This window comes from Weissella confusa (genome assembly GCA_041871065.1).
Lineage (GTDB): Bacteria > Bacillota > Bacilli > Lactobacillales > Lactobacillaceae > Weissella > Weissella confusa_A.
Genome location: CP168942.1, coordinates 180,312 through 206,178, shown reverse-complemented (window position 1 = coordinate 206,178; position 25,867 = coordinate 180,312). Strand labels below are relative to the sequence as shown.

The following is a 25,867-nucleotide window of genomic DNA, read 5'->3' as shown; positions in this document are numbered from 1 at the left end:
TTTCTTTCATACAAAAAAATGACGCTACACAGACTCGAACTGTGATCTAAGACTTAGGAGGTCCTTGTTCTATCCTGTTGAACTATAGCGCCAAAGTATTCCAAATAACTATTATACACAAGAAAACCCGTTGTTTGTAGTTGATATGTAATATCAACCCAACCAACGGGTATTTCATTTAGGCGACAATGTCTCGCCAATTTGCCAGAATAGCTGACAATTCGAAATCTTTGGCGCGTTCTAATGACTTTGTGGCCAATAAACAACGCATTTCATAACTTTGTAACATCGGTTCAAGGCGGTACCACAGGGCATCAGCGTTTTTGGCAGCCAATTCCCCATAAATACCACCTTCCAAAATTTCGACCGCCCCAGTATTATCAGTCGACAGGATTGGCAAGCCAAAACTCATCGCCTCGACCAATACCAATGGCAAACCTTCCCAACGTGATGTGGCGAGAAAAATCGAGGCTTGGCGATAGTGTTCCGCCAGTTCTTCATCATGTAATCCACCACGATAAATAATTTTGTCCGCGACTTCATTTGCTTTAATTAAACGCTCAAATGACGCCATGTCATCCGGTAAGCCCTCACCAGCAATCGCAATCCGCCAATCATCTGGTAATTTCTTAGCCAAATTCAACATAATATCAATTCCCTTATGCTGAATGGCAATGCGACCCGTGAACGCAATCGTATGCTTGGTTAGGTCGGCTCGTCCTGTCACCGGCATCGTCAACGGATTCCAAATTTTAACAGCCCGGTCAGTCACGGTTTGGAAGCCTTCTAAATCAGTTTCCGTCAATGCAACCACTGTATCGGCCGCTTTGACACCCGTCACAAATTCAGCTCGCATGTCACGGTAATACTGATTAAAGTAAGTATCGATATTATTATGCATCCAAGCAATCGTTTTTAATTCAGGGAGTCGTGACTTCAGGTATGGAATAAAACTCGTTAAGATACCTGCATTTAAAATCACGACATCAATTTTCTCTTCTATCAAAATATCAGCCAAATCTGCCATTTGTTGCTGATAGGTGTGCAATGGATCAGGGCCATTCGTTGGCATGACCGGATGAGGCGCTGGAATTAAACGCCCCTTCAACTCGTAGTAAGATGGCACATCAGCCATCTGGTAAAAAGCAACCGTGGCGAATTCAGTCATGGCGTTACCAACAACAGTTGCAGCTCGCTTCATGCCACCCATTCCCAGGTTCTCAACAGCCATCAAAATTCTCTTTGCCATGCCCTGCACCCCCTTGCTTTGCATACTAAAAGAGGAACCCCCACAAACGCGAGAGTTCCTCTTCAGTATAGCCACTATTGTTTAAAAAGTGGGTCTAGATGTCTTAAAACCTGACATGCAGATTACAAAACAACGTTCACCAACTTACCTGGCACAGCGATAACCTTCTTTGGTTGTCCACCATCCAGTTGCTTTTGAACGGCTTCGTCAGCGATTGCCAACTCAGTCATCTTCTCACGGTCAGCGTCCGCAGGAATCGTCAAACGACCGCGAACCTTACCGTTAACTTGCAAAACGATTTCAATTTCGTCTTCAACCAAAGCAGCCTCGTCAAACGTTGGCCATGGTTGGTACGTCACTGATTCGTCCTTGTGCAAGAAGCTCCACAATTCTTCCGTCATGTGAGGGGCAATTGGGTTCAACAACTTGATGAATCCTTCAACGTATTCAACAGGCAAGTTTTCTGCCTTGTATGCTTCGTTGATGAAAATCATCATTTGTGAGATGGCCGTGTTGAAACGTAGACCTTCGTAGTCTTCCGTAACCTTCTTAACCGTCTCGTTGTAGATCTTGTTCAACTTGTGGTCGTTAACCGTCGTGATGTGGTCGCGTAGCTTGTCTTCATCATCGATGAACAAACGCCATACACGATCCAACCAACGACGTGAACCAGCCAAACCATCTTCTGACCAAGCGATTGATTGCTCCAAAGGTCCCATGAACATTTCGTACAAACGCAATGTGTCGGCACCGTATTCTTCAACCACGTCATCAGGGTTAACAACGTTACCCTTAGACTTAGACATCTTCTCGTGGTTTTCGCCCAAGATCATTCCTTGGTTAGCCAACTTTTGGAATGGCTCCTTGGTGTGGACAACACCCAAGTCGTACAAAACCTTGTGCCAGAAACGTGCGTACAACAAGTGCAACACAGCGTGCTCGGCACCACCAATGTACAAGTCAACGTTCTTCCAGTATGTCTCAGCCTCTGGTGAAACAATTTCCTTATCGTTGTGTGGATCCATATAACGCAAGTAGTACCATGATGAACCAGCCCATTGTGGCATCGTGTTCGTCTCGCGCTTACCCTTGCGGCCGTTTTCGTCAACCACGTTTACCCAGTCGTCAACGTTAACCAATGGTGACTCACCAGTACCTGAAGGCATGATGTTATCAACTTCTGGCAAACGCAGTGGCAATTGGTCTTCTGGTACAAGCGTCTTTTCACCGTCTTCCCAGTGGATGACAGGAATTGGCTCACCCCAGTAACGTTGACGTGAGAAGATCCAGTCACGCAAGCGGTAGTTAACTTGCTTGTGACCAACACCTTGCTCTTCCAACCAAGCGATTGCCTTTTCGATAGCTTCTTGCTTACCCATGCCATCCAAGAAGCCTGAGTTAATGTGCTCACCGTCGCCAGTGTAAGCTTCTTCAGCGATGTCACCACCGGCCAAAACTTGGCGCATTGGCAAATCGTACTTCTTAGCAAATTCGTAGTCACGCGTATCGTGAGCAGGAACGGCCATGATGGCACCCGTTCCGTATGAAGCCAAAACATAGTCACCAATCCAGATTGGCAATTCTTCACCATTCATTGGGTTGATAGCATATGCACCAGTGAAGACACCGGCCTTGTCCTTGTTCAAGTCCGTACGCTCCAAATCTGACTTTGAAGCAATTGACTTCTTGAAGGCTTCGATAGCTTCCTTTTGGTCGTCAGAAACAATTTCTGATACCAAAGCGTGTTCTGGTGACAAAACAAGGTAAGTTGCACCGAACAACGTATCAGCACGCGTCGTGAAGACTTCAACTTCAGCATCTGAATCCTTCACCTTGAAGTTTACAGAAGCACCGATTGAGCGACCAATCCAGTTACGTTGTTGTTCCTTGATAGCATCTGGCCAATCAACATCGTCCAAATCTTCCAACAAACGGTCAGCGTAAGCCGTAATCTTCAATGCCCATTGACGCATTGGGACACGGTAAACTGGGAAGCCACCACGCTCCGTCTTACCGTCGATGATTTCTTCGTTGGCAACAACCGTTCCACCATTGTAATCAGGGGCCCAGTTAACCATGATTTCATCTTCGTATGCCAAGCCCTTCTTGTACAATTGCTCGAAGATCCATTGCGTCCACTTGTAGTACTTAGGGTCAGTCGTGTTAACCTCACGTGACCAGTCATATGACAAACCAAGTGTCTTCATTTGGCGGCGGAAGTTCTTAACGTTCTTTGCCGTCACGACACGTGGATCCTCACCCGTCTTGATTGCGTACTCTTCAGTAGGCAAACCGAACGCGTCGAATCCCATTGGGTGCAAAACATTGAACCCTTGCATACGCTTCATACGTGAAACGATATCAGTTGCCGTGTAACCTTCTGGGTGCCCAACGTGTAGCCCTTGCCCTGATGGGAATGGGAACATGTCCATTGCGAAGAACTTTTCCTTTGAGTGGTCTGATGACGTCTTAAAGGTTTGATTCTCTTCCCAGAAGCGTTGCCACTTCTTTTCTACTTCTTTGTGTTGATATGCCATGATTGATAACCTCACTTTAATGTTCTAACTTTAACAAAAAAATGCCGTTCTTTCAATAAATGAGCGGGTTTATACCGGTGTTTCACACGACTAATAATTAATCCAAATTGTGATACACTTAGTTAATGAAAAAGTAGTGAAAGCGGGTGTCCATATGTTTCAAATGCGTAAGTTTGATTATTTTCAGCTTGCGGTTGCCTTTGCGGGGTTAATCCTATTTATTTTATTAGCAATTGGCTATACCCACCATTTGGGTTATATCGATTGGATTGACCAGTTTGGCTTCAAACATATCCGGCAACCAGTCACGCCAGAACGTTCTTGGTTCTTCCGTAATATCACGCGTGCCGGTAACCCGAAGTGGACGTTGATTGTGATGACGGCAACCGCCATTGTGGCGTTGCTGGTTCGCAAAATCGACGTAGCCGTCTTTATCGTTTTGAACGTCGGCGTCTTCGGCCTTGGCGTCATGGCACTACTTAAGCACGTTTTCCACCGCCCACGTCCTGACATTTATCATGTCATCAGCCAAGGTGGGTTTTCCTTCCCATCGGGTCACGCACTCAATGCCGTGCTATTATATGGTTCATTGATTGTTCTCGTACATTATTACTTGAAACAACACGACCAAGTGCGCTATGCCATCATGACATTGTTCGCCGCACTGGTCGTCGCCATCCCCCTCAGCCGCGTCTATCTGGGTGTCCACTATTTGTCAGACATCCTAGCCGGCTTCGGCCTTGGCGTCTTTTTCCTAATTATGTCGAAGGAACTTATTTTCAAATATCAAACACGAGAGGTTTTCGAACATGCGATCAACTCAGAATCTAGCGCAAATCACGCTGAATGAATATTTAGTACCAGGCGACTTGGCCATTGATGCCACGATTCGTCGCGGTGACATCACGCGCTTCCTCGCTAGCCGTGTTGGTGACACTGGTAAGGTCTTGGCCTTTTCAGATGTTAAGGCTGAAATCGATGACGTTGCCACATCACTTTTCTTGAGTGGTCTACACAACCGCGTTGACCTAATCAGCAAGGACTTCTCAGCCGTTACCAACTATTTGGATCCAACAAAGCCAATCGCTGCTGCCTTGTTCCAAGTGGACGAAAACATGGATACTGAGACATTGACGGCGACCGTTAAGACATTGTTGATGGTCTTGAAGACGAATGGTTTGGTGTTGTTGCTAAGTGACAACCCAGCCAACCTAGCCGACGCCCAAGCTTACGTGGCCCAATTGCCAACGGATTCTTACGGTGTCCAAAAATACGAAGACGTCCTAACCGGCGAAACCGCCTTGTTAGTTCAACGTCGTTAATCAAAAAAACTCCCTGAGCCCGCAGCTCAGGGAGTTTTATTTTTACTTATTAATTGGCTCAAACACTGCCACTGCTTCAACGTGAGCAGTTTGTGGGAATTGATCCAATGGTTGAATGTCACCCTTGATGCGGAAGCCCTTGTCGATCAAGTACTTGGCATCGCGCGCCATTGTTTCTGGGTTGCATGACACATAAACAAATCGGTCAGGATTCATGTCCGCAACGGCATCCAACAAGTCTTCCGTCAAACCACGACGAGGTGGGTCAACGAAGATAACGTCCGGCTTCAAGCCACCGTCTTTCCACTTTTGCATTTGTTCAGGTGCATCAGCTGTGACGAATTCAGCGTTCTTCACATTGTTGTTAGCGACGTTCTTTTGCGCGTCAATCACGGCACGCTCAATCACTTCAACACCCAACACCTTGTCAACGCGGTCAGCAACCGTTAAACCAATAGTTCCGATACCTGAATAAGCATCGATAACCGTGTCAGATTCCTTCAACTCCCCCTTCGTTGCGGCCATGTCGTACAACACTTCCGTCGTTTGTGGGTTAACTTGGTAGAACGAATTTGGTCCGATTTCAAAATCGATATCCAACAACTTATCGTGAATGGCGTCAGCACCCCACAATGTGCGATTGTCACCTGACGTCAAAACGTGCAAGCTACGTGGATTGTAGTTCAAGATGATACTCTTGATGCCGTCAACCGCCTCAGCAATGTCAGCCGCAATCGCATCTTCATCCGTCAACGTTGGCGTTTGCGTGACCAACACCACCATGACTTCGTGACTGTAATAACCGCGACGCACCATGATATAGCGCATTTCACCTTCTTGCGTATCGTCATCAAAAACCGATACCTTGTGCGCGTCCAAAATGTCACGCACAATGCCGATGATTTGGTCGATTTTCTCATCGTTAACGAAGTAATCGTCCAATGGTACAATGTCACCAGGCGTACGCTTCTTGATGAAACCGGTCGTCAACTTACCATCAACATACTTCACTGGCACAACCGTCTTGTTACGGTAGTGAGTTGGATTATCCATCCCAATAGTTGGTGCAACGTCGACATCGATGCCGTATTCTTTGTACAACTTTTGCACTTGTTGTTGCTTCAAACGCAATTGCGCATCGTAGGCCAAATTGACGTAGGGTGCAATACCGGCTTCAAGCAAATAGTCCTTGCCAGATGCCACACGGTCTGGTGACGCTTCAAGAATTTCAACAACCTTGGCACGGCCGAACTTACGGTTGACCTGCGTCACCTCAAATAAAATTTTCTCGCCTTCGAAGGCGTTTTCCAAATGAATTGGATAGTCATCAACCATGATGACCCCCAACCCGGTGTAAAGCACGTCGATGACAACACCTTCGCGTTGCTCACCCAGCTTTACCGGAATAATTGTATTACTCATATTTTCTCTCGTTTATCCTTTTTAGTCGCTTTCCATTATAACTGAACTGAATTACTTCGTGCGACCCCACAAGAAATCAATCATGGCACGGTTCACTTGCTGGTTATTCTCGTGCAATTTACTGTGTTGTGCTTCAGGACCGCTAATCAAGCGTTCTTGATATGACTTTGGGCGATCACCGAGCAAGTATTGCAGCGACTTAGCTGACGTCGTTGATACTCGTCCGTCCGAGTGCGTCCCATCATCCAAATCACCATAAATGTTCAACACATCAACTTGGTTCTTTGGATAATTATCGCGTCGCGCTAACAACCAGTCATAGTACGACACCGTCTTTTCAGGCTTGCCAATGCCATTTAAATGATTATCTGCAACTTGCTTATCAATCCCAACAATACCATCGAAGTGACCAGCGATTGAAACCTGTTTGCGTAACTGTGGTAATGACTTATCTTGACCGTACGTCATTTCATACGTCATTAACCCCAGGTTACCCATCGAATGTGCGACGGCATTGAACGACTTAATGTCATACTTGTGTTGCAACGCCACCACGACATTCTTGATCCACTTGGCATCCGTTTGATAATCCGTATTACGATTATCTGAAAAAACCACTTGCACCATGGGATTAAATCGGTTCTTATCCCAATGACCTGACAACTTCACGTGGCCATCTTTCGTCACCCGCGCCGTTAGCATTTTCTTAGCCGCACCAGACTTTTCAGCTGCTCGGACCAAGTCTTTGGTTGAATTTAATGTGCCACCATACCCGTGAATAAATAAGGTTGGTGTGTTCGAATAGACATACTTGTCTGGATTACGTTTTAACCTCAACGAATGGTTTAAAGCAAAAGCGACCGCAAAAATTGCGACCAACCCCACTATAATACTGACCCATCTTTTCATCGTGCCTCCCCCTTTGCATTCCGAATAAGTGTTTAGTTCATTTTTTGTCCGTGTTCAATGATGTAAGCTACCGAAACCGGCATCATCTTGCCACTATATTCTACCGCTAACGCACGTGCCGTTTCGTCTTGTGTTGGTACAACTGCCACAAAAGATCCGTCATCCAAGCGATACATATCCACTAATTGTCCCGCATCGTTCAACAAGAATGAGAAATCAATCAAGTGATTATAATCGTCAAACTTGAACGGGCGCTCATCCACGCGTTCTTCGTGAACTGGTTCGACTGGTTGTTCTGGCATCCCCGCTGCCAATTGGGCAACCAATTCGAAACGCAGGTTCTTCATATCCAACAATTGCGCTTGGAATGAAATTGGCGCTTCATCAACCACCGAACGCACAAACTTAGGGAGCAAGCGCTTTGGACGCGTGATTGGCGCTGATAGTTCTGAGAAGAAAGCATAAATGCTCATCTTACGATCAATCAAATCATCCAACGTCACTTCAATGTGCACATCATCATTTTCAATGCGCCAAGGCAACTCCTGGCCGTTCTTCAAATCGCGGTCTGAAACCAATGGCGCTACCAGCGTGCCAAGTGTAATCATAATCAAGCCATCAACTTGGTTAATCGTCACATCAAATTGCTTGGTTGCATCTTCAAACAGCATCCCCACCGTTCGTGTTGAAAACATGTTCATCATGCGAATATCTGCTAGGATGCCAGTTGCGGCTTCCGCATTCTTGTCTGTAATTAAATCGACCAACTCGTGGTACGTCTCAAGGCTCTCAAAATCAGTTGGCGTTAGGATTAGTTCGCCATAATCGTCAAACATTTCATTTAGTAACATGTAACACCATTCCAAACTCTTCTTATTTATCATTAATGATACCAGCGTTTGCGATGCAATGGTAATCATGAGACACTACAGGTAGATTCATCAGAAAGAGGGGATATTATCGATGACAAAATATGATAAAGAAGCATTACGTCAACGGCTCACACCTGAAGAATACGCCGTCACACAAGAGGCTGCTACCGAAGCACCGTTCACTGGTAAGTACGATGCGTGGTTCGATGACGGTATCTATGTTGATGTTGTGAGTGGCGAACCTTTGTTCAGTTCAACTGACAAATACGACGCCGGCTGTGGTTGGCCATCATTCACTAAGCCAATCGAGAAAAAAGCAGTTAAGTGCCACCTCGACACCTCACATGGCATGTTCCGAACTGAGGTGACATCAACAGACGCTAACTCTCACTTAGGTCACGTGTTTACTGATGGGCCTATTCAAGAAGGCGGATTACGTTACTGCATTAACTCAGCAGCGATGCGCTTTGTGCCAGTTGATGAGCTAGATCAACAAGGTTACGGCGATTACAAATCATTATTCGAATAACACAAAAAAGACGGCATCTCTGCCGTCTTTTTCATTTACTTCACTGGCACCTTCACGTCACCAGAAAGAATTTGCTTCTTGGCTGCTTCGACTGCAGACCATGCCTTATCTGACATGTTACCGCGTGTCACCGCAACACCCTTATCATCCAAGCCGTAAACCAAATGCTTGCCACCTGGGAACTTGTTTTCATCTGCCATCTTCGTCACGTCAGTCACAACCGTGCCGACACCCTTCGTTGCTGACGTCAACGTGAAGTTTGATGCGCCGTCAGTTGCCTTGTAATCACCATCAGCTGATTGATCAATATCAACCCCGATGACCCAAACCTTATCGGCCTTCGTTTGCTTTTCATTCAAGTCCTTCGCCTCAGTAAAGACACCTGTACCAGCGCCACCGGCAGCTTGGTAAATGATGTCCGTACCGTTTTGGTACATTGAAGCCGCAATCGTCTTGGCCTTACCAGCGTCAGCGAAATCACCAACATATTGCACATCAACTTGAATATCAGGGTTAACTGACTTAGCACCGGCAATAAAACCAGCTTCAAACGTATCAACAACCGCTGACTTCATCCCACCAACAAAACCAAGCTTGTTCGTCTTTGTCGTTTCAGCTGCCGCAACACCGGCTAGGTATGATGATTGTTCTGAGTGGAACGTTACTGAGACAACGTTCTTACGCGTCTTTGCAACATCATCAATAATCATAAAGTTGTTCTTTGGGTACTTCTTAGCCGCCGCATTAATTGATGGCGTCTTTGGGAAGCCAATGCCGTAGATGTTCTCATAACCATTTGAAACAGCTTGGTTGATGTTTGTCTCAAAGTCAGCTGACGTCTTGGCTTGGAAGTATGTGTAACCACCCTTACCTTCCTTAACATCATTCGCCTTTGCCCACTTCGTCAATCCTTGCCAAGCTGATTGTTGGAATGACTTATCATCGATACCGGCTGCATCCGTGATCAACGCAACAGACGTGTGTTCATTCTTAGCTTCAACTGAGCCAGAGTGCATGTAAGCCCCAATTCCTGCACCAACCAACACAACAGCACCAATTCCCAAAACAACTTTACGATTCATTATGAAATCCCCTTAATAGATATAAAACACGAACATTTATTTCGTTTTTAACAACTTAGATATCATAACCCGAACTTACGTCATTGTAAAGGGTATACTTCGTAATTTAATAGTTTTAACTGGCCAGACCCTTACTAACAAACGGTTAAAAGACGAACTTTGGCATCATTGTTTACATAAAGTTCGCATTTAACACAAAAAGTCGAGGCATCGCATTGAATGCCTCGACTTTCCATCATGTATTAATTTGCCAAAATGTTAACAATATACAATCCTAGCTTCTGATGCATCACGTGTGCACGGTGTGTCTCTTGCACAACCGACTTCAACTCTGTGACGTCATCCGTAATCTCGCCTTGGACACCCTTGGCATAGGTTTCAACCATGCCTTGTGAGTCATTCACCGTCCAGGCATAGATTCCCTTACCACGCTCATTCAAATCATCGACCTGGCTTTGCGTCAAATAAGAGTATTCCATCGTGTAGAAATCCGCCTTCGTCACCGGCGCACCGATAAAGTCACCCGGCAAAATCATGCCGACTTGTAGCTTCTTATCTAGCGTCTTCAAACGCTGCACAACTGAATAGTTCAAGCTGTGCATCTGCCAACCATTTTTATCCATTGTTGTTTGGAATTGATCCAAGAATGAATCCGCTAAGTCTGGCGCATTAGTGCGTTCTGTCGTAATTTCGACCAGCAGTTTTACATTGCAACGTTCGGCTGCTTTGGCATATTCTTCAAAACTCGGAATCTTAGCTTGGTGTCCATTCTCATAGACAGTCAGCTTCGTCGCTTCATCTAACGTCAAATCAGAAACTGATTTATTCGAAGCACCCTTTGTCAGCGTTGCCAAATTTGGATCGTGCATCACCACCCATTTACCATCCTTTGTTTGGCGGATGTCCATCTCCACAAAACTTGGACGAGCATGCGACACCGTATCAATCATCGCCGGAATTGTGTTTTGTACACCGTTACCGTCATCCACACCACGATGTGACAAGGTACTAATGGTCGGCTAACGGTATTCACAACGAAGAACAATGACGGTCCCGCTCCTTGGATTAACGCACCAAGCATTAGAATCAGCCCAACAACACGCTTTGTGTGGCGTGGCTTCGTAGCATAATCAACAAGTTGCACAACCTGATAATCACGAGCCATCAACCCAATAATGAACTGCAAACTCATGATGCCAAAGAAAATATCAATCAACGTCGCAAACGTGAAGGTTGCAACCGCTGTTAGCGCACTCACCGTGAATGGTGCGAACCAATCAACAATGTATTGCGCACTCCAAGTCAATCCAAAGACAATCAACGTTAATAAGCCAACCAAAATTGAACCAGCCAACAGTGTCAGCGCTAATTTAATACCTTGCGCCCCGCTCGTTTTACGCCAACTATTTTTGATTGCCAGCCCCGCCTTGTGTTCGGCAAGCATAATTTCTGGCAATACGTAGAAAAAGCGAATTGCGAAGAATAATGCTGCTAAACCAAGCACCCAGATAAGCGTTAACATCCACGGTGTGCCAGTGATAGTCGGCCATACAAATTGTGGAATGATTAAATCCGCCGTTAATTGCGAGTGAAATGCTAGCATTGGGAACGGTAATACGACAATGCCGTAAAACAAAATCAATACCCACGCACCAACACCACCTTGACGCAAACGGTGCAACGCGGTCTTCATGACGCTAGTTGCAGTCGGACGTTGCCCCTCATGTACTGCCGAAAAGCCAATCGTGTAACTGGCCAATTGACTAATAAACACCGTTAATAGAATCAGCACCGTGATGACTAAAATAACCGTGAAGATTGGATTTTGCATCAGCACTTGTCCCACATTTGAAAGGGACATAAACGGCACTTCATCAAGCCATTGGCCGACGTACAGCAAACCCTTCAAAACTGGGACGACGATGACTGAAATTAAAATCGTAATCGAGAAGAACAGCCGACTCAGCGTCCATTTCGATTGCCAAAACCGACGCCATAACAGCGTCCAGATTGATTGTTTCATAGTATTTTTCTCCCCTAAACCCACATGTTTTGCCAAATTATACCAAACAGATTTGTTTATTCGGGTTTAGGGCTCTCGCTATTGATCTTTCTTGTCCTTACGACGCATAATCCACGCCAAGAACATTGCACAGAATGCAAAAATACCAACAAGATATGGTCGTACGTCCGCCACTTTTTCAGTTTGTTCGTCCGTTTCCTCAGGATTAGCTCGACCATCTGTCACTTCTTTACTTGATCCGTTGTAAACAATGCGATCATCAATTGCTTGTCCCTGTCCCGTCGTTCCAGCTATTGAACTCGCAGTCGCGACGTATGGGTTTGATGCACCTGACGCATTCCCATTAGACGAAGTCATCTGATCACCCACCGTAGTTGATAATGAACCAGTTGCTGTCTCACCCAGTGGCGTGATGACAGTATTCTGCGTACCATCTCCGCTCCAAACAGGCGTATCAGTCGCACCGGTTGCCGTACCACCTGTCGCCACTTGAGCATTACTCAAAGGCAACGGCGCTGCCGCTACGTTATTCGTTGCCCCATCATTCGTTGTCACGTTTTTCGTAGCATCAACCGCCACTGTTGCATCATTTTGAGAACCGGTGATTGTTGAAGCATTACTTGTTGGCACCGAATCATTTTCAGCCGTTTGTTCCGGTTCAGGTTGCTCATTGGCAGCCGTTGCTTCATCCACAACCTCTTCCACTTTAGCCACGGTATCCGAGCCACTGGCTTCACTGCTAAACGAACTTACTAAACTAGCTGACAAGTTAGTCAGGTCACTGATTTCGTCATGTGCCCAGTCTTTTGCATTCGCCAAGTTCGTTGCTTCAGCTTCATCAATAATCGTTGCGACCTCATCTGAAGTCGTCGCTGTTGCAACGTGGTTCTTGTAGGATGCTTTTTCGTCATCCGACAAGTACGCCATCTCATCGATTTGCGTCTCAGCTTCTGCTTGTTGTTGCGCTAGCTCGTCAGCCAATTTGGCATCTGCAATGATTTGCTCAACCGCTGCCACTGTATCCGCATTCGAAATCTGATCAACAAACGATTGCTTCTTATCATCAGACAAATGCTGTAACTCATCAATCTCAGTCGATGCGTCAGTCTTAGCATTTGCCAAGTTTTGGTCCGTCGCTTCAGTGACGATTGGTGCGATATCAGCAACATTCTCAGTGTTAGCAATCTGTTGCTTAAAGTCGGTCTGCTCATCTGATGACAAATAGCTCAAATTATCAATCGTCGCTGTTGCATCTTTTTGCGCTTCCGCCAACGCTGAATCAGCTGCCTGCTTTGCATCAGTGACCGCTTGTTCAACTGTCGCGACATCCGTCGCTTGATTGACTTTGTCCGTATACGTCGTTTGGTCAGTTTCAGACAAGTTCGCTAGGTTGCCAATCTCAGTTGTCGCTACGTCTTTGGCACTGGCCAAATTTTGGTCAGTTGCGTCATCAACCACGGCATTAACCCCCGCAATATCAGTCGCATCTGAGATTTGTTGGTTATAAGCTGACTTCTCATCATCAGTCAAATAGGTCATGTTATCAATTTCGGCCTGTGCATCTGATTTTTGTTCTGCCAACTTATCAGCCGCCTGCGCATCGGCAACAATCTGCTCAATGTCACTAGTTGACTCAGCCAGTGACACTTGATTATCAAATGATTGCTTCATATCTGCATCCAAATTAGCCAGCTCAGCAATTTCACCATTTGCCCAATCCTTGGCATTAGCCAAATTTTGGTCGGTCGCTTCAGACACAAGCTTCTCAACATCAGCAATCGTCGTGGCATCAGCTACTTGTTGCTTAGCATCATCCTTTTCATCCGTCGACAAGTACGTCATATCGTCAATTGTTGTGCCTGCGTCTTTTTGCACTTCCGCCAATGCCGCCTTATCAGCATTCTTCGCATCAGTTACTGCTTGTTCAACAGTCGCCACATCCGTCGCCTGATTAGCTTGGTCTGTGTATGTTGATTGGTCGGCCTCAGACAAATTGGCTAAGTTGCCAATCTCAGTTGTCGCGCTTGCTTTAGCATTTGCCAAATTCGTGTCAGTTGCTTCATTAACAACAGCATTAATACCTGTTGCATCAGTCGCATCTGAGATTTGTTGCTTATAATCAACCTTCTCGTCATCAGACAAGTAGGTCATTGCATCAACGTCCGCTTGTGCATCGGTGAGAATTTGTTCAACCGTTGCGACATCACCAGCCTGCGTCACTTGATTGGCGTAATCAGTCCGCTCGGTATCTGATAGATTAGCCAGACTGCTAATTTCAGTTGTGGCTGAATCCTTAGCATTAGCCAAATTCGTGTCAGTCGCTTCGCCAACAACATTGTTCACACCAGTTGCATCAGTCGCTTTGGTAACCTGATTCTTATACGTTGATTTCTCATCATCTGACAAATAAGTCATGGCATCGATTTCAGCTTGCGCATCAGCTTTCTGTCCCGCTAATTCATCAGCTGATTTGGCGTCAGCAACGATTTGCTCAACCGCGTCCGTCGTATCTGCATTCGTTACTTGTTCCACAAATGTTTGTTGCTGACTATCATCAAGATTCTTCAAACCTTCGATTTCATCTGAACCTGATTCCTTGGCGTTGGTTAAATTCTGATTGGTCGCCCCAGTAACAATCTGCGTCACATCAGAAATGGTCGTTGCATCTGTTACCTGTTGCTTGAAGTCAGTCAGCTCATCTGCTGATAAGTACGTCAAATCAGCAATCGTTGTATCAGCTGCTTTTTGCGCTTGAGTTAACGCCAACTCAGCCGCATCCTTTGCATCCGCGACCGCTTTTTCAACAGTCGCCACATCCGTCGCCTGGTTAACTTGTTCTGTATATGTTGTCTGATCAGCTTCAGACAAGTTCGCTAGCCTGCTAATCCCAGTCGTTGCTGAGCCCTTAGCATTCGTCAAGTTATTGGCAGTCGCATCCGCAACCGCCTTATCAACATCAGCAATCGTTGTTGCGTCATCGATGGCTTGTGTCGCAGTCGACTTTTCCGTATCTGACAAATACGTCAACTCTTTAATTGTCGCAGTTGCGTCAGCCTGTGCATCCTGCAAAGCACTTTCGTCAGCAGCCTTCGCATCCGCCACGATTTGTTCTACCGCCGCTACCGTTTCAGCATCTGGCAACTTAGAAATAAATGACTGTTGGGTATCAGTATCTAAGTTATTCAACGCACTAATTTCATTTGTTGCCCAAACCCGTGCATCCGCCAAATCAGTATTCTTTGCTTGCACAACAATCGCATCAACATCGGCCACTGTTTTGGCATTAGCAATCTGATTCTCAAAATCTGTTTTCTCGTCTGATGACAAGTAGTTCAACGCATCGACAGTCGCTTTCGCCTTATCTTGCGCATCCGCCAACACGGCTAAATCAGCTGCATTTGCATCAGCGACAATTTGTTCAACATCCGCCACTGTTTTGGCATCAGCCAATTTATCGACGTACGTTGCTTGATCATCTGATGCCAAGTTAGGTAATGTACCGATTGCTGTTGTTGCCTGGTCTTTAGCATTTTCAAAATTCGTCGCTGTGGCTTGCGTAACCACATCATTCACGTCAGCAACAGTCGTGGCATTTTCAACATCTTGCTTGTATCCCGCCACTTCATCCGTCGACAAATAACCCAACGCATCAATGGCAGCATTCGCCTTCGTACGTTCAGCTTCCACAACGGCTACATCGGCCGCTTTAGCATCGGCCACAATTTGTTCAACTTGCGCCACAGTCGTAGCTGTTGGTACCTGATCGGCGTAACCTTGTTTGGCATCAGCATCCAGGTTAACTAACTTGGTGATTTCATCATTCGCCCAGGATTGGGCATTTGCCAAATTTTGATCAGTTGCATCAGACACAACCGCATTCACACCAGCCACGTCAGTTGCACTCGCCACTTTCGCTTTGTAGTCATCTTTTTCAGCAATCGACAAATAAGCCATGCCATCAATTGCGGTCGTGGCCGTCGTTCGTGCGTCAGCAAGTGCCGTTGCATCTGCTGTTTTAGCAGTCGCTACGATTTGCTCAACTTGCTCGGGCGTTGTTGCGCCTTGTATTTGCGTTGTGAATCCTTGCTTCGAAGCATCATCTAAATTCGTTAGGCCGGCGACTTCGCCAGTTCCCCACGTTTTAGCGTTTGCTCGATTTTGGGTTGTTGCGGCCGTCACCACATTATTCGCATCTTCAACTGTCGTTGCGCTCGCAACTTGTTGCTTGTATGCTGTCTTTTCATCATCAGACAAATAAGTTAGCGCATCAATCGCAGCATTCGCATCTAACTTCGCTTGTGCCAACTCGTTTGCCGATTGCGCAGTCGTGACAATCCCATCAATCGCATCTGTACTAGTTGCAGCCTCGATCTGACTCTTATAATCTGCGCGTTCGGCATCCGTCAATGCAGTCAAAGCATCAATCTGTGCGTTTGCATTTGCCTTCGCTGTCGTTAAATCAACTAAGACATCAGTCGAACTGGCTACACCAGCAAACAAATCAAGATTAATTGCATCCGAACTCGCAATCGCTCCCTTAACCTCGACTGGTGATGTCGAGCCATCCGGCGTGATTGTCGTCGGCACCGTGACCGTTGTGCTACCTAAAACAGCAGCATCTACCAATTGATTAACAGTATCGCCCGTTCCTGAAGACAAGCTGGTAATAGTCGGCGTCAACACACCATCAATGAGCGGTGACGTTATCGAACTGATATCAACACCCAGAACACTAATACTTTTCACCGTGTTCAACAAATCTGTCAGCGTATTGGTAAGTGTTTGGCTTAAAGCCGTTCCCAATCCACCATCCAAGTCAACCGACAAATACTGACTGCCATCTGGCAAAGTTTCTACTGTCGCTTCACTAGGATCAACCGTGTAATCCGCTGTAACAGCACCATTCTTTAAATTGTCTAATGTTTTATTCAGGTTATCTATAACTTCAGAACCAATTGCCGCTTTTATGATTGTTGTATCCAATCCAGTTAAGACCAATTGCAACGCATTCACAACTGGATCAAGTACCGTCCCTAGTCCGCCGATTACTTCAACGTGCACCTTAATTGGTCCAGCCGCCTCAATATCGGTCCCAGCCGGCACCTGCAGTGCCACCTCACGAGATGTATCACCAACTAACGAAACATCAGCCGCACCACTTGCATCCATCGTGAAATCAACATTTGTTGGTTGCCCAACTGGTAGTGATCCCGTTGCATTCGATGTCGTATCGACGTTCGTAAACAATTGTCCATCCACGACCGCTGCGTCAGCCGTTCTTTGGACCAAGTGAACGCCATTGCGATCAACCGAAATATCCGGAAAGTCTAACGCTACGCCCCCGCCTAACGTCAAACAGGAAATCCCGGCAATCACCCACATCTTCTTGGACTTATACATCCGCTTGCGTTGCTCGGATGCCCCCAAGGCTTTGTCTGCCTTATTCATTTTTCAAACCCCCACTGTTATATACTCTCTAACGTGTTCCGACCCCGTCCCTCTCGGAGCTCACTCACCACTCCACAAGGTCAATACAGCTTAGTTTTAACACATATTCAGTAGCGGTACCAAAGATAGCTATCGCAACAGTGTCACCCACCAAAAACATGCGCAAACCGTGATGAAGCGTAGAAAAAAAGCGTTGCACAACGAGAATTATTCTCGCGGTGCAACGCTCGTATATCGACATATGTCTTATTTTAAAATATCCCGTTATTTTCAATTAAGGATTCAAATAACAATTTAAAAATGGTCGCTAAGCACATTCTGCCTAGCGACCATTTTCTTTATCTTATCTATTACTTGTTAAAGTATGCCTTCAAAGCATCAACCTTATCCAAACGCTCCCATGGCAAGTCCAATTCAGGACGACCGAAGTGACCGTATGCGGCAGTTGCTTCGTAACGAGGCTTGCGCAAATCCAAGTCCTCGATAATTCCGGCTGGACGCAACTCGAACAAGTCACGGATTGCGGCTACCAATTCGTCATCAGAAACCTTACCCGTACCGAACGTGTTCACGTTAACTGAAACTGGCTTTGCCACACCGATAGCGTAGGCAACTTGGATTTCAACCTTTTCGGCCAAACCAGCTGCAACGATGTTCTTGGCGATGTGACGTGTTGCGTAGGCAGCTGAACGGTCAACCTTGGTTGCGTCCTTACCTGAGAAGGCACCACCACCGTGACGAGCGTATCCACCGTACGTATCAACGATAATCTTACGACCAGTCATACCGGCATCACCCTTAGGTCCTCCGATTACGAAACGACCAGTTGGGTTGATGTAGTAACGCGTCTCGTCGTCAACCATGTCGGCTGGCAAAACTGGGTCGATGATGTACTTACGAACATCGGCACGCAATTGCTCCAATGAGATTGACTCACGGTGTTGCGTTGACAAAACAACAGCGTCGATACGGATTGGCTTGTCGTTTTCGTCCAATTCAACCGTCACTTGTGCCTTGGCGTCAGGCAACAAGTATGACAACTCACCTGAACGACGAACGTCAGCTTGCTTCTTAACCAACTTGTGTGACAAAACAACTGACAATGGCAAGTATTCGTCCGTTTCGTTCGTGGCGAAACCGAACATCAAACCTTGGTCACCGGCACCGATTTGGTCCAATGGATCAACACCACCATCTTCACGGTGCTCGATAGCTGAGTCAACACCTTGCGCAATGTCAGGTGATTGCTCGTCCAACGTTACCCCAACGTGGATATCGTCAGCCAAGAAACCAGCTTCCTTATCATCGTAACCGATGCGCTTCAATGTGTTACGAACAATTTCGTTAATGTTAACGTAGGCCGTCGTTGACATCTCACCGAAAACGTTAACGTAACCAGTCGTTACTGACGTTTCAATGGCCGTACGTGCTTGTGGATCTTCAGCCAAAACGGCGTCCAAAATGGCATCTGAGATTTGGTCTGAAACCTTATCTGGGTGTCCTTCTGAAACTGATTCTGACGTGAACAAACGCTTTTCTGACATATAATCTAATCTCCTAAAATAAAAAAACTCTTGTGAAATTAAATAACCCCGACATACCACTCGTAGGCGGCATGTCGGGGTTCAGTCGATATGCGCCTATCTGCTAGAAAGTACCACATCGCCCGAAACGGGTAAGTTGGCGTCAGATCAAAGGGTCTAGTCCCTCCCTGAACTCTCGATAGGAAAGTCGAATTTATTTACTTTTTAATACTTAAATTACTATACGTGGTTTTGAACAATCGCGCAAGCTAAAAAGTTAACTTATTTTTAGTTACCCATTGCGCTGACGTCGCTGTCAGTTACTGTCACGTTGCCAAAGGCTTGTCGAACAGCATCAAGGTCATGGTTTGCCAACCAATCATTAACATCGATGAAAAGGTCGTGCATGCCGTCACCATTACCGCCACTATAGCGGCCAGTAATTTGGCTCACACCGCCATCCCCAGCTAATGAGTATTGCACGCCAATACCATTTACGCCAACGCCAAGGTGCAAGCTCCCTTTACCAGATCCAACACCACCAACCGTTCCAGCTGTAATGCCGTTTACATCAGTGGCCGGCTTGTTATATCCCGCCATAACCACCTGAGCAATAATCTCGGCACGGTCAGTACGACTTAGGTCCGTTGCGACAACCCCAGGCGTGCTTCCTGAAAAGTCTGACGCCTTGGTTGAACTTGCTGAGCTGGCGCTTGATGAACTTGCGCTACTACTTGAAGAAGAAACCGCGCTCGAAGCTTGGCTTGAAGACGCCTTTGACACTGACTTAGCTGAAGATGCAACCTTGGCTGGTTCATCGTTAGTCTTAGGATGCGTCAACTTGTACGTCAGGGCGCCAGCCACAACGGCAACGACGACAGCCAACAACAAGAACAACGCTTGCTTGCCCTTGCCACTAGACTTCTTTGCAGCAGCCTTCGGAGCTGACGCAACCGGCGCTTCTACCGGCGCCTCTTCAGGTTCAAAATTACGTGCAGCAGCTGCACGATATTCTTCACGGCGCGCAACGCGACCATGTTCTTGGCGGAATTTATCTTCCCATTCTTGACCAGTCATGGATTTCCCTCCTGCAAATTATAGATACTTCGCATCGAATTCAGAGTCCTGACTCGTCAAAATCTTCGGACCCTCTTCGGTAATTGCAATCACGTGCTCATATTGGGCTGACCATGAGCCATCCAACGTCGTCACCGTCCAACCGTCTTCTTCAGACGTTTCAACTTCCCACGTTCCCATATTGACCATTGGCTCAATCGTAATGGTCATACCAGGCTTCAAACGCAGTCCGCGACCCGCAACACCATAGTGGAACACATTTGGATCTTCGTGCATCGTTGGTTGAATACCGTGACCAACATAATCACGGACATTACCATAGCCGTTTTCATCTTCAACAAAGGCATTGATTGCAGCCTCGATGTCACCCAAACGGTTACCAACTTGCGCTTGTTCAATGCCGATGTACATTGCTTCTTTGGCAACATCCATCAAGCGTTGGGCTTCAGGTGAGACTTCACCAACGGCATATGTCCAAGCTGAATCTGAATAATAACCATCCAATTCAACCACCGTATCAACGGTGACGATGTCGCCTTCCTTAAGGAAAAGTGCCTTACGTGGAAACGCGTGCGCAACCTCTTCATTCACTGAAACCGTCGTGGCGTATTCATAGCCTTCAAAACCGATTTGCGCAGCACGTCCACCGTGACTCTCGATGTATTGGCGACTGAATTCTTCAATCTCCCAGGTAGAAATACCTGGCTTAATAATGTCACGTAGTCCTTGGTGCATACCGGCAATGATGGCCCCAGACTTACGCATTCCCTCGATCTCACGAGGTGACTTAATCGTAATCATAATAATCTCTCTTCACTAATCTTCTATTTTTATTCTACACGTACCACTTACAAAAAAGCCACGCAAACGCGTGGCTTTAAGAGTTTCTCAGTAAATAACCGTTGCCAGTTGTGACGTCAAAAATAGATCAACGTAAGCACGGTCCAACAACATCTTCGTATCATTCATTGACATGAATAGGAATTGCAAGTAACCACGTACCAATTCATCATCAGGCAAAGCTGACAACTTTGGCAAGCGCTCTGATAACTCTGGCGCTGACAAAATCATTTGCTCATTCGCACGCGCAATACGTGGAATGCTCTTGCGAATCGTTTCTGCCATTTAAGCAACCATCGCATCATCAATTTGAAGTGTAATACCCATTTCTATGTCCTCACTTAACTTTTGTCAGTAGTTATTATAACCAAAAAAGTTGCAATAACGATTTTTCAAGGGAAAGTCTTGAAATATTGCTTTTGTTTTTGCACCAACTGAGTAGAATAAGAACCAAACGGAGGGGATATTATGGCAATTCAAACAGCAATTTTTGCAGGCGGATGTTTCTGGTGCATGGTCGAGCCATTCGAAACCATGGCTGGCATTCAAAAGGTACGCTCAGGTTACACTGGCGGTTTCGTCGCCAACCCAACCTATGCACAAGTCGCATCACATCAAACTGGTCACACAGAAGCCGTTAAAATTTGGTTCGATGATGATGTTGTTTCATATGGCGATTTGGTTGAACTATATTGGCAGCTCGCCGATCCAACGGATGCCATGGGCCAATTTGCTGACCGTGGTGACAGCTACCGCCCAGTGATTTTCGTGTCGAACGACGAACAACGTCAGATTGCTGAAGCGTCAAAACGCGCCTTAAATGACTCCGGTCGCTTCGACGCACCAATCGTTACAAGCATTGAAGACGCCCAGCCGTTCTACGATGCTGAAGAAGAGCATCAACAATTTTATAAGAAGAATCCTTTGCGCGAGTACATGATGATGGTGCCACGCAAAGCCTACCAAAAGAAATATTGGTCTGATAAGAAGTAATCAAAAGCCGGTCTCGTCTGCATTGACGAAACCGGCTTTATTTTTAATAAATCACATGGAAATTAGTTGGTTGGGCAATCTTAATATCTGGGTGACTCATAATGTAATCACCAATCAAATCAGCCGTTTCTTGTTGCACTTCACGAACCACCTTATCCAGTGAGAAGGATGCAAAATTACCCGCACCCCCTGCACGGTAGTTATTCATTGCAACTTCGTATTCGCCTGCCAAATCAATTGGTTCCCCATCGACAAGCACTTCAATCACGCGTTCACCTTTACGACGGCGCAAATCAAATGTGTAATCAATGCCACTCCAAACATCATAGTTATAGTGTTCAACCTTAGGCTCCAAAAACGCCGGGTTAACGGTTGGTTGACCGTTATCATCCACAACAAAGTAGCGTGCATTCACTTCAAGCGCATCCACAATATCTTGTCCCGTCAACTTTTCGACAACTAGCGTATTTGGATAAATGTAATTCGTCATAATGTCACGCAACGTCACTTCATCAGCCAATCCCTTCACTTCGTTGTTAAACAACGCCGTATTAGCAATCGTCGTTTGTGTGGCATCCATTTGAACTTGGTTAACCAAGGCAATGAATGGGTGACTGTGCAAACGCGCTTCGAAGTGATCCGTCACTTGCATGTTGTGACCAACGTGACCGACCGCCGTATCAAGCCAGTGGTTTGTCGCAACGTGAACCGGCTCAACAACTGCCTTCACCGCATCGTTCTCAGGAAACACCGCTGTCGCAATCAATTGCGCATCACGGTTGGTAATTTGACGCTCGTCGTTCAATGTGAATGTCATCAAACCAACTTGGTCAGCGCGATAGCCAGGTTGCGTTGTCGCAACATGATTGATAACCGCTGCCAGCGTACGATGTTGGTGACCAGTCACAACAGCATCAACACCTGACACTTGTAGCAATTGGTATCCTTGGTTTTCACCCGTCAAACGTTCCAACGGTTCACCAGTCTCCAAATCTTCAGCAAAGCCACCGTGATAAGCCAATACCAACACATCCACTTGTGGACGCAATTCGGCAACATAACGCGTGGCTACTTCGACCGGGTCAGCAAATGTTAAGCCATGGATGTTAGCTGGTTGCTCCCAATTTGGCACGTACTTGGTAATCAAACCAATGACACCAACCTTCACCCCGCCACGTTCAATAATCGTGTATGGCCGACCGATAAACGGCTCACCACTTGTTTCATCGAGCACATTGGCATTCAACAGCAACTCGTTTTGTCCTAAAACGAGTTCAAGATAATCACGACCATAATTAAATTCGTGATTACCCAAAATGCGCACGTCGTATCCCATCGTTTCAGCCAAGTCATCATATAAACTTACTGCTGATCGATCGACTTTCTCAATGTAATTCGTTAATGGTGACCCTTGAATAAAATCACCGTTTTCAATTGTGATGATGACATCTTCTGGGGCAGCTTGTTCACGCAACGTTTCAATAACTGTCGCTGCGCGGGTCAAACCCAACCCATCATTTTGTAATGGTCGACGGAAATCATCAGCCCGAAAATAACCGTGGACATCAGAAGTCGAAATAATAGAAACTTGCATGTTTACTCCTTTAAACAGAGAAGGCCACCGAGTAATCGATGACCTTCTAACCTATTAGACTAGGCGCTTACGCAATTGACCTGACAAGAAGTCAATTACCGTCACCATGATGATGATGCCTAGCAAGATGATACCAACCTTTGGCCATTGACGTGTTTGCAAGGCAAAAATCAATGGCGCACCGATACCACCGGCACCAACCATACCCAAAATAGCCGCTGAACGAACCGCGATTTCAAATCGGTATAGCGTGTAATTCATAAATTCAGGCATAACTGCTGGCAACGTTGCCAATGTCAAACCATCAAGCGCTGATCCGCCAGCTGCCACGATGGCTTCGTTCGGTCCGCGGTCGATGTTTTCAACCGCTTCTGAGAACAACTTTCCCAACATACCAATTGAGTGAATCGAGACTGCCAATACACCAGCGTAGGCACCAGGACCAACCGCCTTGATGAACATGATGGCCATCACGATTTCTGGGAACACACGGATAACCGTCAAAATCACCTTACCCAACGTTGAACGTGGCGTGAAGAATTCCTTCTTTGTGCGGGCTGCCAAGAAGGCAAATGGTACTGACAAAATAGCTGAGATGAACGTTCCCAAGAAGGCAATGGCCAGCGTTTCAACCAGCGCTGTAATCAAATCTTCGCCATCCCCTGTATAAACGTAAGACCAATCCGGATGGAACAATCCTGTGAAAATAGCCTTCGTAATCAATAGTGCTTGTGGCTTAACTGATGACATTGGAATCCCAGAAAAAGCCCAGGCAAACAATGCAACAACCAACACTGTAATAATCCAAGGACGATAACGGTGCCAAGGACTTTGCTTAACTACTTGCATTATGCCAACGCCTCCCGCAATCGATTTGAAATGCCGTCAACAATCACCACGACAACCAAGATGGCCAAGATAACCACGGCCGTGCGATCGTATCGGAACATTGAAAGTGTCTGACTCAAGAACAATCCAACACCACCGGCTCCCAAATATCCAAGCACCGTTGAGGCACGGACATTGATTTCCAATGTGTATAGGAAGTAACTCAAGAATTGGTTGAACACTTGTGGAATAACCGCAAACACAATCGTTTGTAAGCTGTTGGTACCCGCGGCCGTCAACGCTTCAATTGGCCCTTCATCAATTGTTTCGATTGCTTCGTAGAACAACTTTGAAATCATACCAAAACTGAAGATTGTCAAAGCGCCGACACCGGCCATCGGACCGATACCAACAATCGCAACGAACAACGCTGCCAACAACAAGTCAGGCAAGGCACGAACCAAGTTCAAGAAGAAACGGACAATACCACGGACAATCGTGTTCTTCATCAAATTACGGGCTGCCAACAAACTGAATGGCACCGCAATAATCGTTCCCAACAAAGTTCCGACCAAAGCCATTTGAATCGTCTGTAGGATTGGTGTAATCACCGCCGTGACATATGACCAATCCGGATTCATCATCTTAATCAAGATATCCATGAATTGTTCCCAACTGAAGTCAGTTGAAACACCCGTCATGCGTCCTGATCCAAACAAAATTAATACAACTAGAAGCGTTGCCAGTAGACCCTTGACGTGCCATTTTTCGCTGAAACGCTGTTCAGGTAAACTTACATTCATCGTCTATTCTCCATCTGTTGCTTCAGCGTAAATACCGTCAAAGTCATTCTTGTTAACTTCTGCGATCGGCTTGTCATAAACAAGTTGACCAGCACGCAAACCAATGATGCGCGTTGCGTATTCCATTGCAAGTGGCACACTGTGCAAGTTAACAACCACTGTCATGCCCATTTCCGTGTTCAAACGCTTCAAATCATCCATAACCATCTTGGTTGTCTTTGGATCAAGTGATGCGATTGGTTCATCGGCCAAGACGACCGTTGGTGATTGCATCATGGCACGTGCAATGGCAACACGTTGTTGTTGTCCACCTGACAACTCGTCCGCACGCGTGTAGTACTTGTCGAGCATGTTAACCTTATCCAAGTTCTCGGCAGCCTTCGCCTTATCTTCCTTAGAGAATAGACCAAACGTACTCTTGAACGTTGAGTAGTAACCCACGCGTCCGGCCAATACGTTACGCGCAACTGATGCACGCTTTACCAAGTTAAAGTTTTGGAAAATCATGGCGATGTTACGACGCAATTCGCGAAGCTTACGTCCCTTCGCAACCGTGATATCTTCACCATCAATCAAGATTTCACCTGACGTCACATCGTGTAGTCGGTTGATAGCACGCAACAACGTACTCTTACCGGCTCCTGAAAGACCAACAATCACAACGAACTCACCTGAAGCGATGTCCAAGTTAATGTTATCCAAACCAACCGTCCCTTTCGGATAAATCTTTGAAACGTTTTTAACTTTAATCGTGCATTTTTGGGCTGTCATAATAACTCTCCACTCTTGTTTAACCTTGTTAACCAAATCCAGCGA

21 protein-coding genes and 1 tRNA gene are annotated in these 25,867 nt (G+C 46.1%); 4 read left to right on the top strand and 18 right to left on the bottom strand.

Annotated features, from left to right (window positions below; all coding sequences use genetic code 11):
- Positions 1–19: 19 nt before the first annotated feature.
- From ACAW68_00800 to leuS, 3 genes are all read right to left on the bottom strand, one after another.
- Positions 20–92: transfer RNA gene (locus tag ACAW68_00800), tRNA-Arg, on the bottom strand.
- 86 nt (positions 93–178) lie between these two features.
- Positions 179–1,249: a glycosyltransferase gene (locus ACAW68_00795; GenBank protein XGA16144.1), complete on the bottom strand. Its 1,071-nt coding sequence runs from the start codon at positions 1,247–1,249 to the stop codon at positions 179–181.
- A gap of 122 nt (positions 1,250–1,371) precedes the next feature.
- A complete protein-coding gene (leuS, locus tag ACAW68_00790) occupies positions 1,372–3,786 on the bottom strand; it encodes a leucine--tRNA ligase (protein ID XGA16143.1) in 2,415 nt (804 codons plus the stop codon).
- Between the two features lie 154 nt (positions 3,787–3,940).
- Between leuS and ACAW68_00785 the strand changes: the two genes are divergently transcribed.
- Complete coding sequence (locus tag ACAW68_00785) at positions 3,941–4,636, top strand: phosphatase PAP2 family protein (GenBank protein ID XGA16142.1); 696 nt, start codon at positions 3,941–3,943, stop codon at positions 4,634–4,636.
- Complete coding sequence (locus tag ACAW68_00780; protein XGA16141.1) at positions 4,596–5,108, top strand: rRNA methyltransferase; 513 nt, start codon at positions 4,596–4,598, stop codon at positions 5,106–5,108. The genes ACAW68_00785 and ACAW68_00780 overlap by 41 nt, the downstream gene beginning before the upstream one ends.
- 42 nt (positions 5,109–5,150) lie before the next feature.
- On the opposite strand, the gene rlmD is transcribed toward ACAW68_00780, so the two are convergent.
- From rlmD to ACAW68_00765, 3 genes are read right to left on the bottom strand one after another with little or no spacing between them, the layout of a single operon-like run.
- On the bottom strand, positions 5,151–6,530 hold the full coding sequence (gene rlmD, locus ACAW68_00775) for a 23S rRNA (uracil(1939)-C(5))-methyltransferase RlmD (GenBank protein ID XGA16140.1): 1,380 nt from the start codon (positions 6,528–6,530) through the stop codon (positions 5,151–5,153).
- 51 nt (positions 6,531–6,581) lie between these two features.
- Positions 6,582–7,439 carry an alpha/beta hydrolase gene (locus ACAW68_00770; protein ID XGA16139.1) on the bottom strand — a complete coding sequence of 286 codons (858 nt, stop codon included), beginning with the start codon at positions 7,437–7,439 and terminating at the stop codon, positions 6,582–6,584.
- Positions 7,440–7,471: 32 nt separating this feature from the next.
- Positions 7,472–8,290 (bottom strand): hypothetical protein, encoded by an 819-nt coding sequence (locus ACAW68_00765; GenBank protein XGA16138.1) that lies wholly within the window; start codon positions 8,288–8,290, stop codon positions 7,472–7,474.
- A 112-nt stretch (positions 8,291–8,402) separates the two neighbouring features.
- Between ACAW68_00765 and msrB the strand changes: the two genes are divergently transcribed.
- On the top strand, positions 8,403–8,840 hold the full coding sequence (msrB, locus tag ACAW68_00760; protein XGA16137.1) for a peptide-methionine (R)-S-oxide reductase MsrB: 438 nt from the start codon (positions 8,403–8,405) through the stop codon (positions 8,838–8,840).
- A 35-nt stretch (positions 8,841–8,875) separates the two neighbouring features.
- On the opposite strand, the gene ACAW68_00755 is transcribed toward msrB, so the two are convergent.
- From ACAW68_00755 to ACAW68_00720, 8 genes are all read right to left on the bottom strand, one after another.
- Positions 8,876–9,922, bottom strand: a complete 1,047-nt coding sequence (locus tag ACAW68_00755; GenBank protein ID XGA16136.1) for a BMP family protein — start codon at positions 9,920–9,922, stop codon at positions 8,876–8,878.
- Positions 9,923–10,164: 242 nt separating this feature from the next.
- The gene (locus tag ACAW68_00750; GenBank protein ID XGA16135.1) at positions 10,165–10,926 is read right to left on the bottom strand and encodes a glycerophosphodiester phosphodiesterase family protein; all 762 of its coding nucleotides are present in this window, start codon (positions 10,924–10,926) and stop codon (positions 10,165–10,167) included.
- Positions 10,869–11,945, bottom strand: a complete 1,077-nt coding sequence (locus ACAW68_00745; protein XGA16134.1) for a glycerophosphoryl diester phosphodiesterase membrane domain-containing protein — start codon at positions 11,943–11,945, stop codon at positions 10,869–10,871. Before ACAW68_00745 ends, ACAW68_00750 begins: the two co-directional genes overlap by 58 nt.
- 78 nt (positions 11,946–12,023) lie before the next feature.
- On the bottom strand, positions 12,024–17,393 hold the full coding sequence (locus ACAW68_00740) for a KxYKxGKxW signal peptide domain-containing protein (protein XGA16133.1): 5,370 nt from the start codon (positions 17,391–17,393) through the stop codon (positions 12,024–12,026).
- A gap of 350 nt (positions 17,394–17,743) precedes the next feature.
- The gene (gene metK / locus ACAW68_00735; GenBank protein ID XGA16132.1) at positions 17,744–18,937 is read right to left on the bottom strand and encodes a methionine adenosyltransferase; all 1,194 of its coding nucleotides are present in this window, start codon (positions 18,935–18,937) and stop codon (positions 17,744–17,746) included.
- A gap of 267 nt (positions 18,938–19,204) precedes the next feature.
- Entirely contained in the window at positions 19,205–19,993 is a 789-nt protein-coding gene (locus ACAW68_00730) for a hypothetical protein (protein ID XGA16131.1), read from the bottom strand.
- A gap of 18 nt (positions 19,994–20,011) precedes the next feature.
- On the bottom strand, positions 20,012–20,794 hold the full coding sequence (map, locus tag ACAW68_00725) for a type I methionyl aminopeptidase (GenBank protein ID XGA16130.1): 783 nt from the start codon (positions 20,792–20,794) through the stop codon (positions 20,012–20,014).
- Positions 20,795–20,881: 87 nt separating this feature from the next.
- A complete protein-coding gene (locus ACAW68_00720; protein XGA16129.1) occupies positions 20,882–21,118 on the bottom strand; it encodes a hypothetical protein in 237 nt (78 codons plus the stop codon).
- Positions 21,119–21,301: 183 nt separating this feature from the next.
- Here ACAW68_00720 and msrA point away from each other — a divergent pair, with 183 nt between their 5' ends.
- On the top strand, positions 21,302–21,826 hold the full coding sequence (gene msrA / locus ACAW68_00715; protein ID XGA16128.1) for a peptide-methionine (S)-S-oxide reductase MsrA: 525 nt from the start codon (positions 21,302–21,304) through the stop codon (positions 21,824–21,826).
- A gap of 43 nt (positions 21,827–21,869) precedes the next feature.
- Here the strand turns inward: msrA and ACAW68_00710 are convergent, their stop codons facing one another.
- The 4 genes from ACAW68_00710 to phnC are packed head-to-tail and all read right to left on the bottom strand — an operon-like array spanning position 21,870 to position 25,822.
- Entirely contained in the window at positions 21,870–23,420 is a 1,551-nt protein-coding gene (locus tag ACAW68_00710) for a bifunctional UDP-sugar hydrolase/5'-nucleotidase (GenBank protein ID XGA16127.1), read from the bottom strand.
- 54 nt (positions 23,421–23,474) lie between these two features.
- Positions 23,475–24,269: a phosphonate ABC transporter, permease protein PhnE gene (phnE, locus tag ACAW68_00705; protein ID XGA16126.1), complete on the bottom strand. Its 795-nt coding sequence runs from the start codon at positions 24,267–24,269 to the stop codon at positions 23,475–23,477.
- A complete protein-coding gene (gene phnE, locus ACAW68_00700) occupies positions 24,269–25,051 on the bottom strand; it encodes a phosphonate ABC transporter, permease protein PhnE (GenBank protein XGA16125.1) in 783 nt (260 codons plus the stop codon). The genes phnE (ACAW68_00705) and phnE (ACAW68_00700) overlap by 1 nt, the downstream gene beginning before the upstream one ends.
- Positions 25,052–25,054: 3 nt before the next feature.
- The gene (gene phnC, locus ACAW68_00695; protein ID XGA16124.1) at positions 25,055–25,822 is read right to left on the bottom strand and encodes a phosphonate ABC transporter ATP-binding protein; all 768 of its coding nucleotides are present in this window, start codon (positions 25,820–25,822) and stop codon (positions 25,055–25,057) included.
- Between the last annotated feature and the right edge of the window lie 45 nt (positions 25,823–25,867).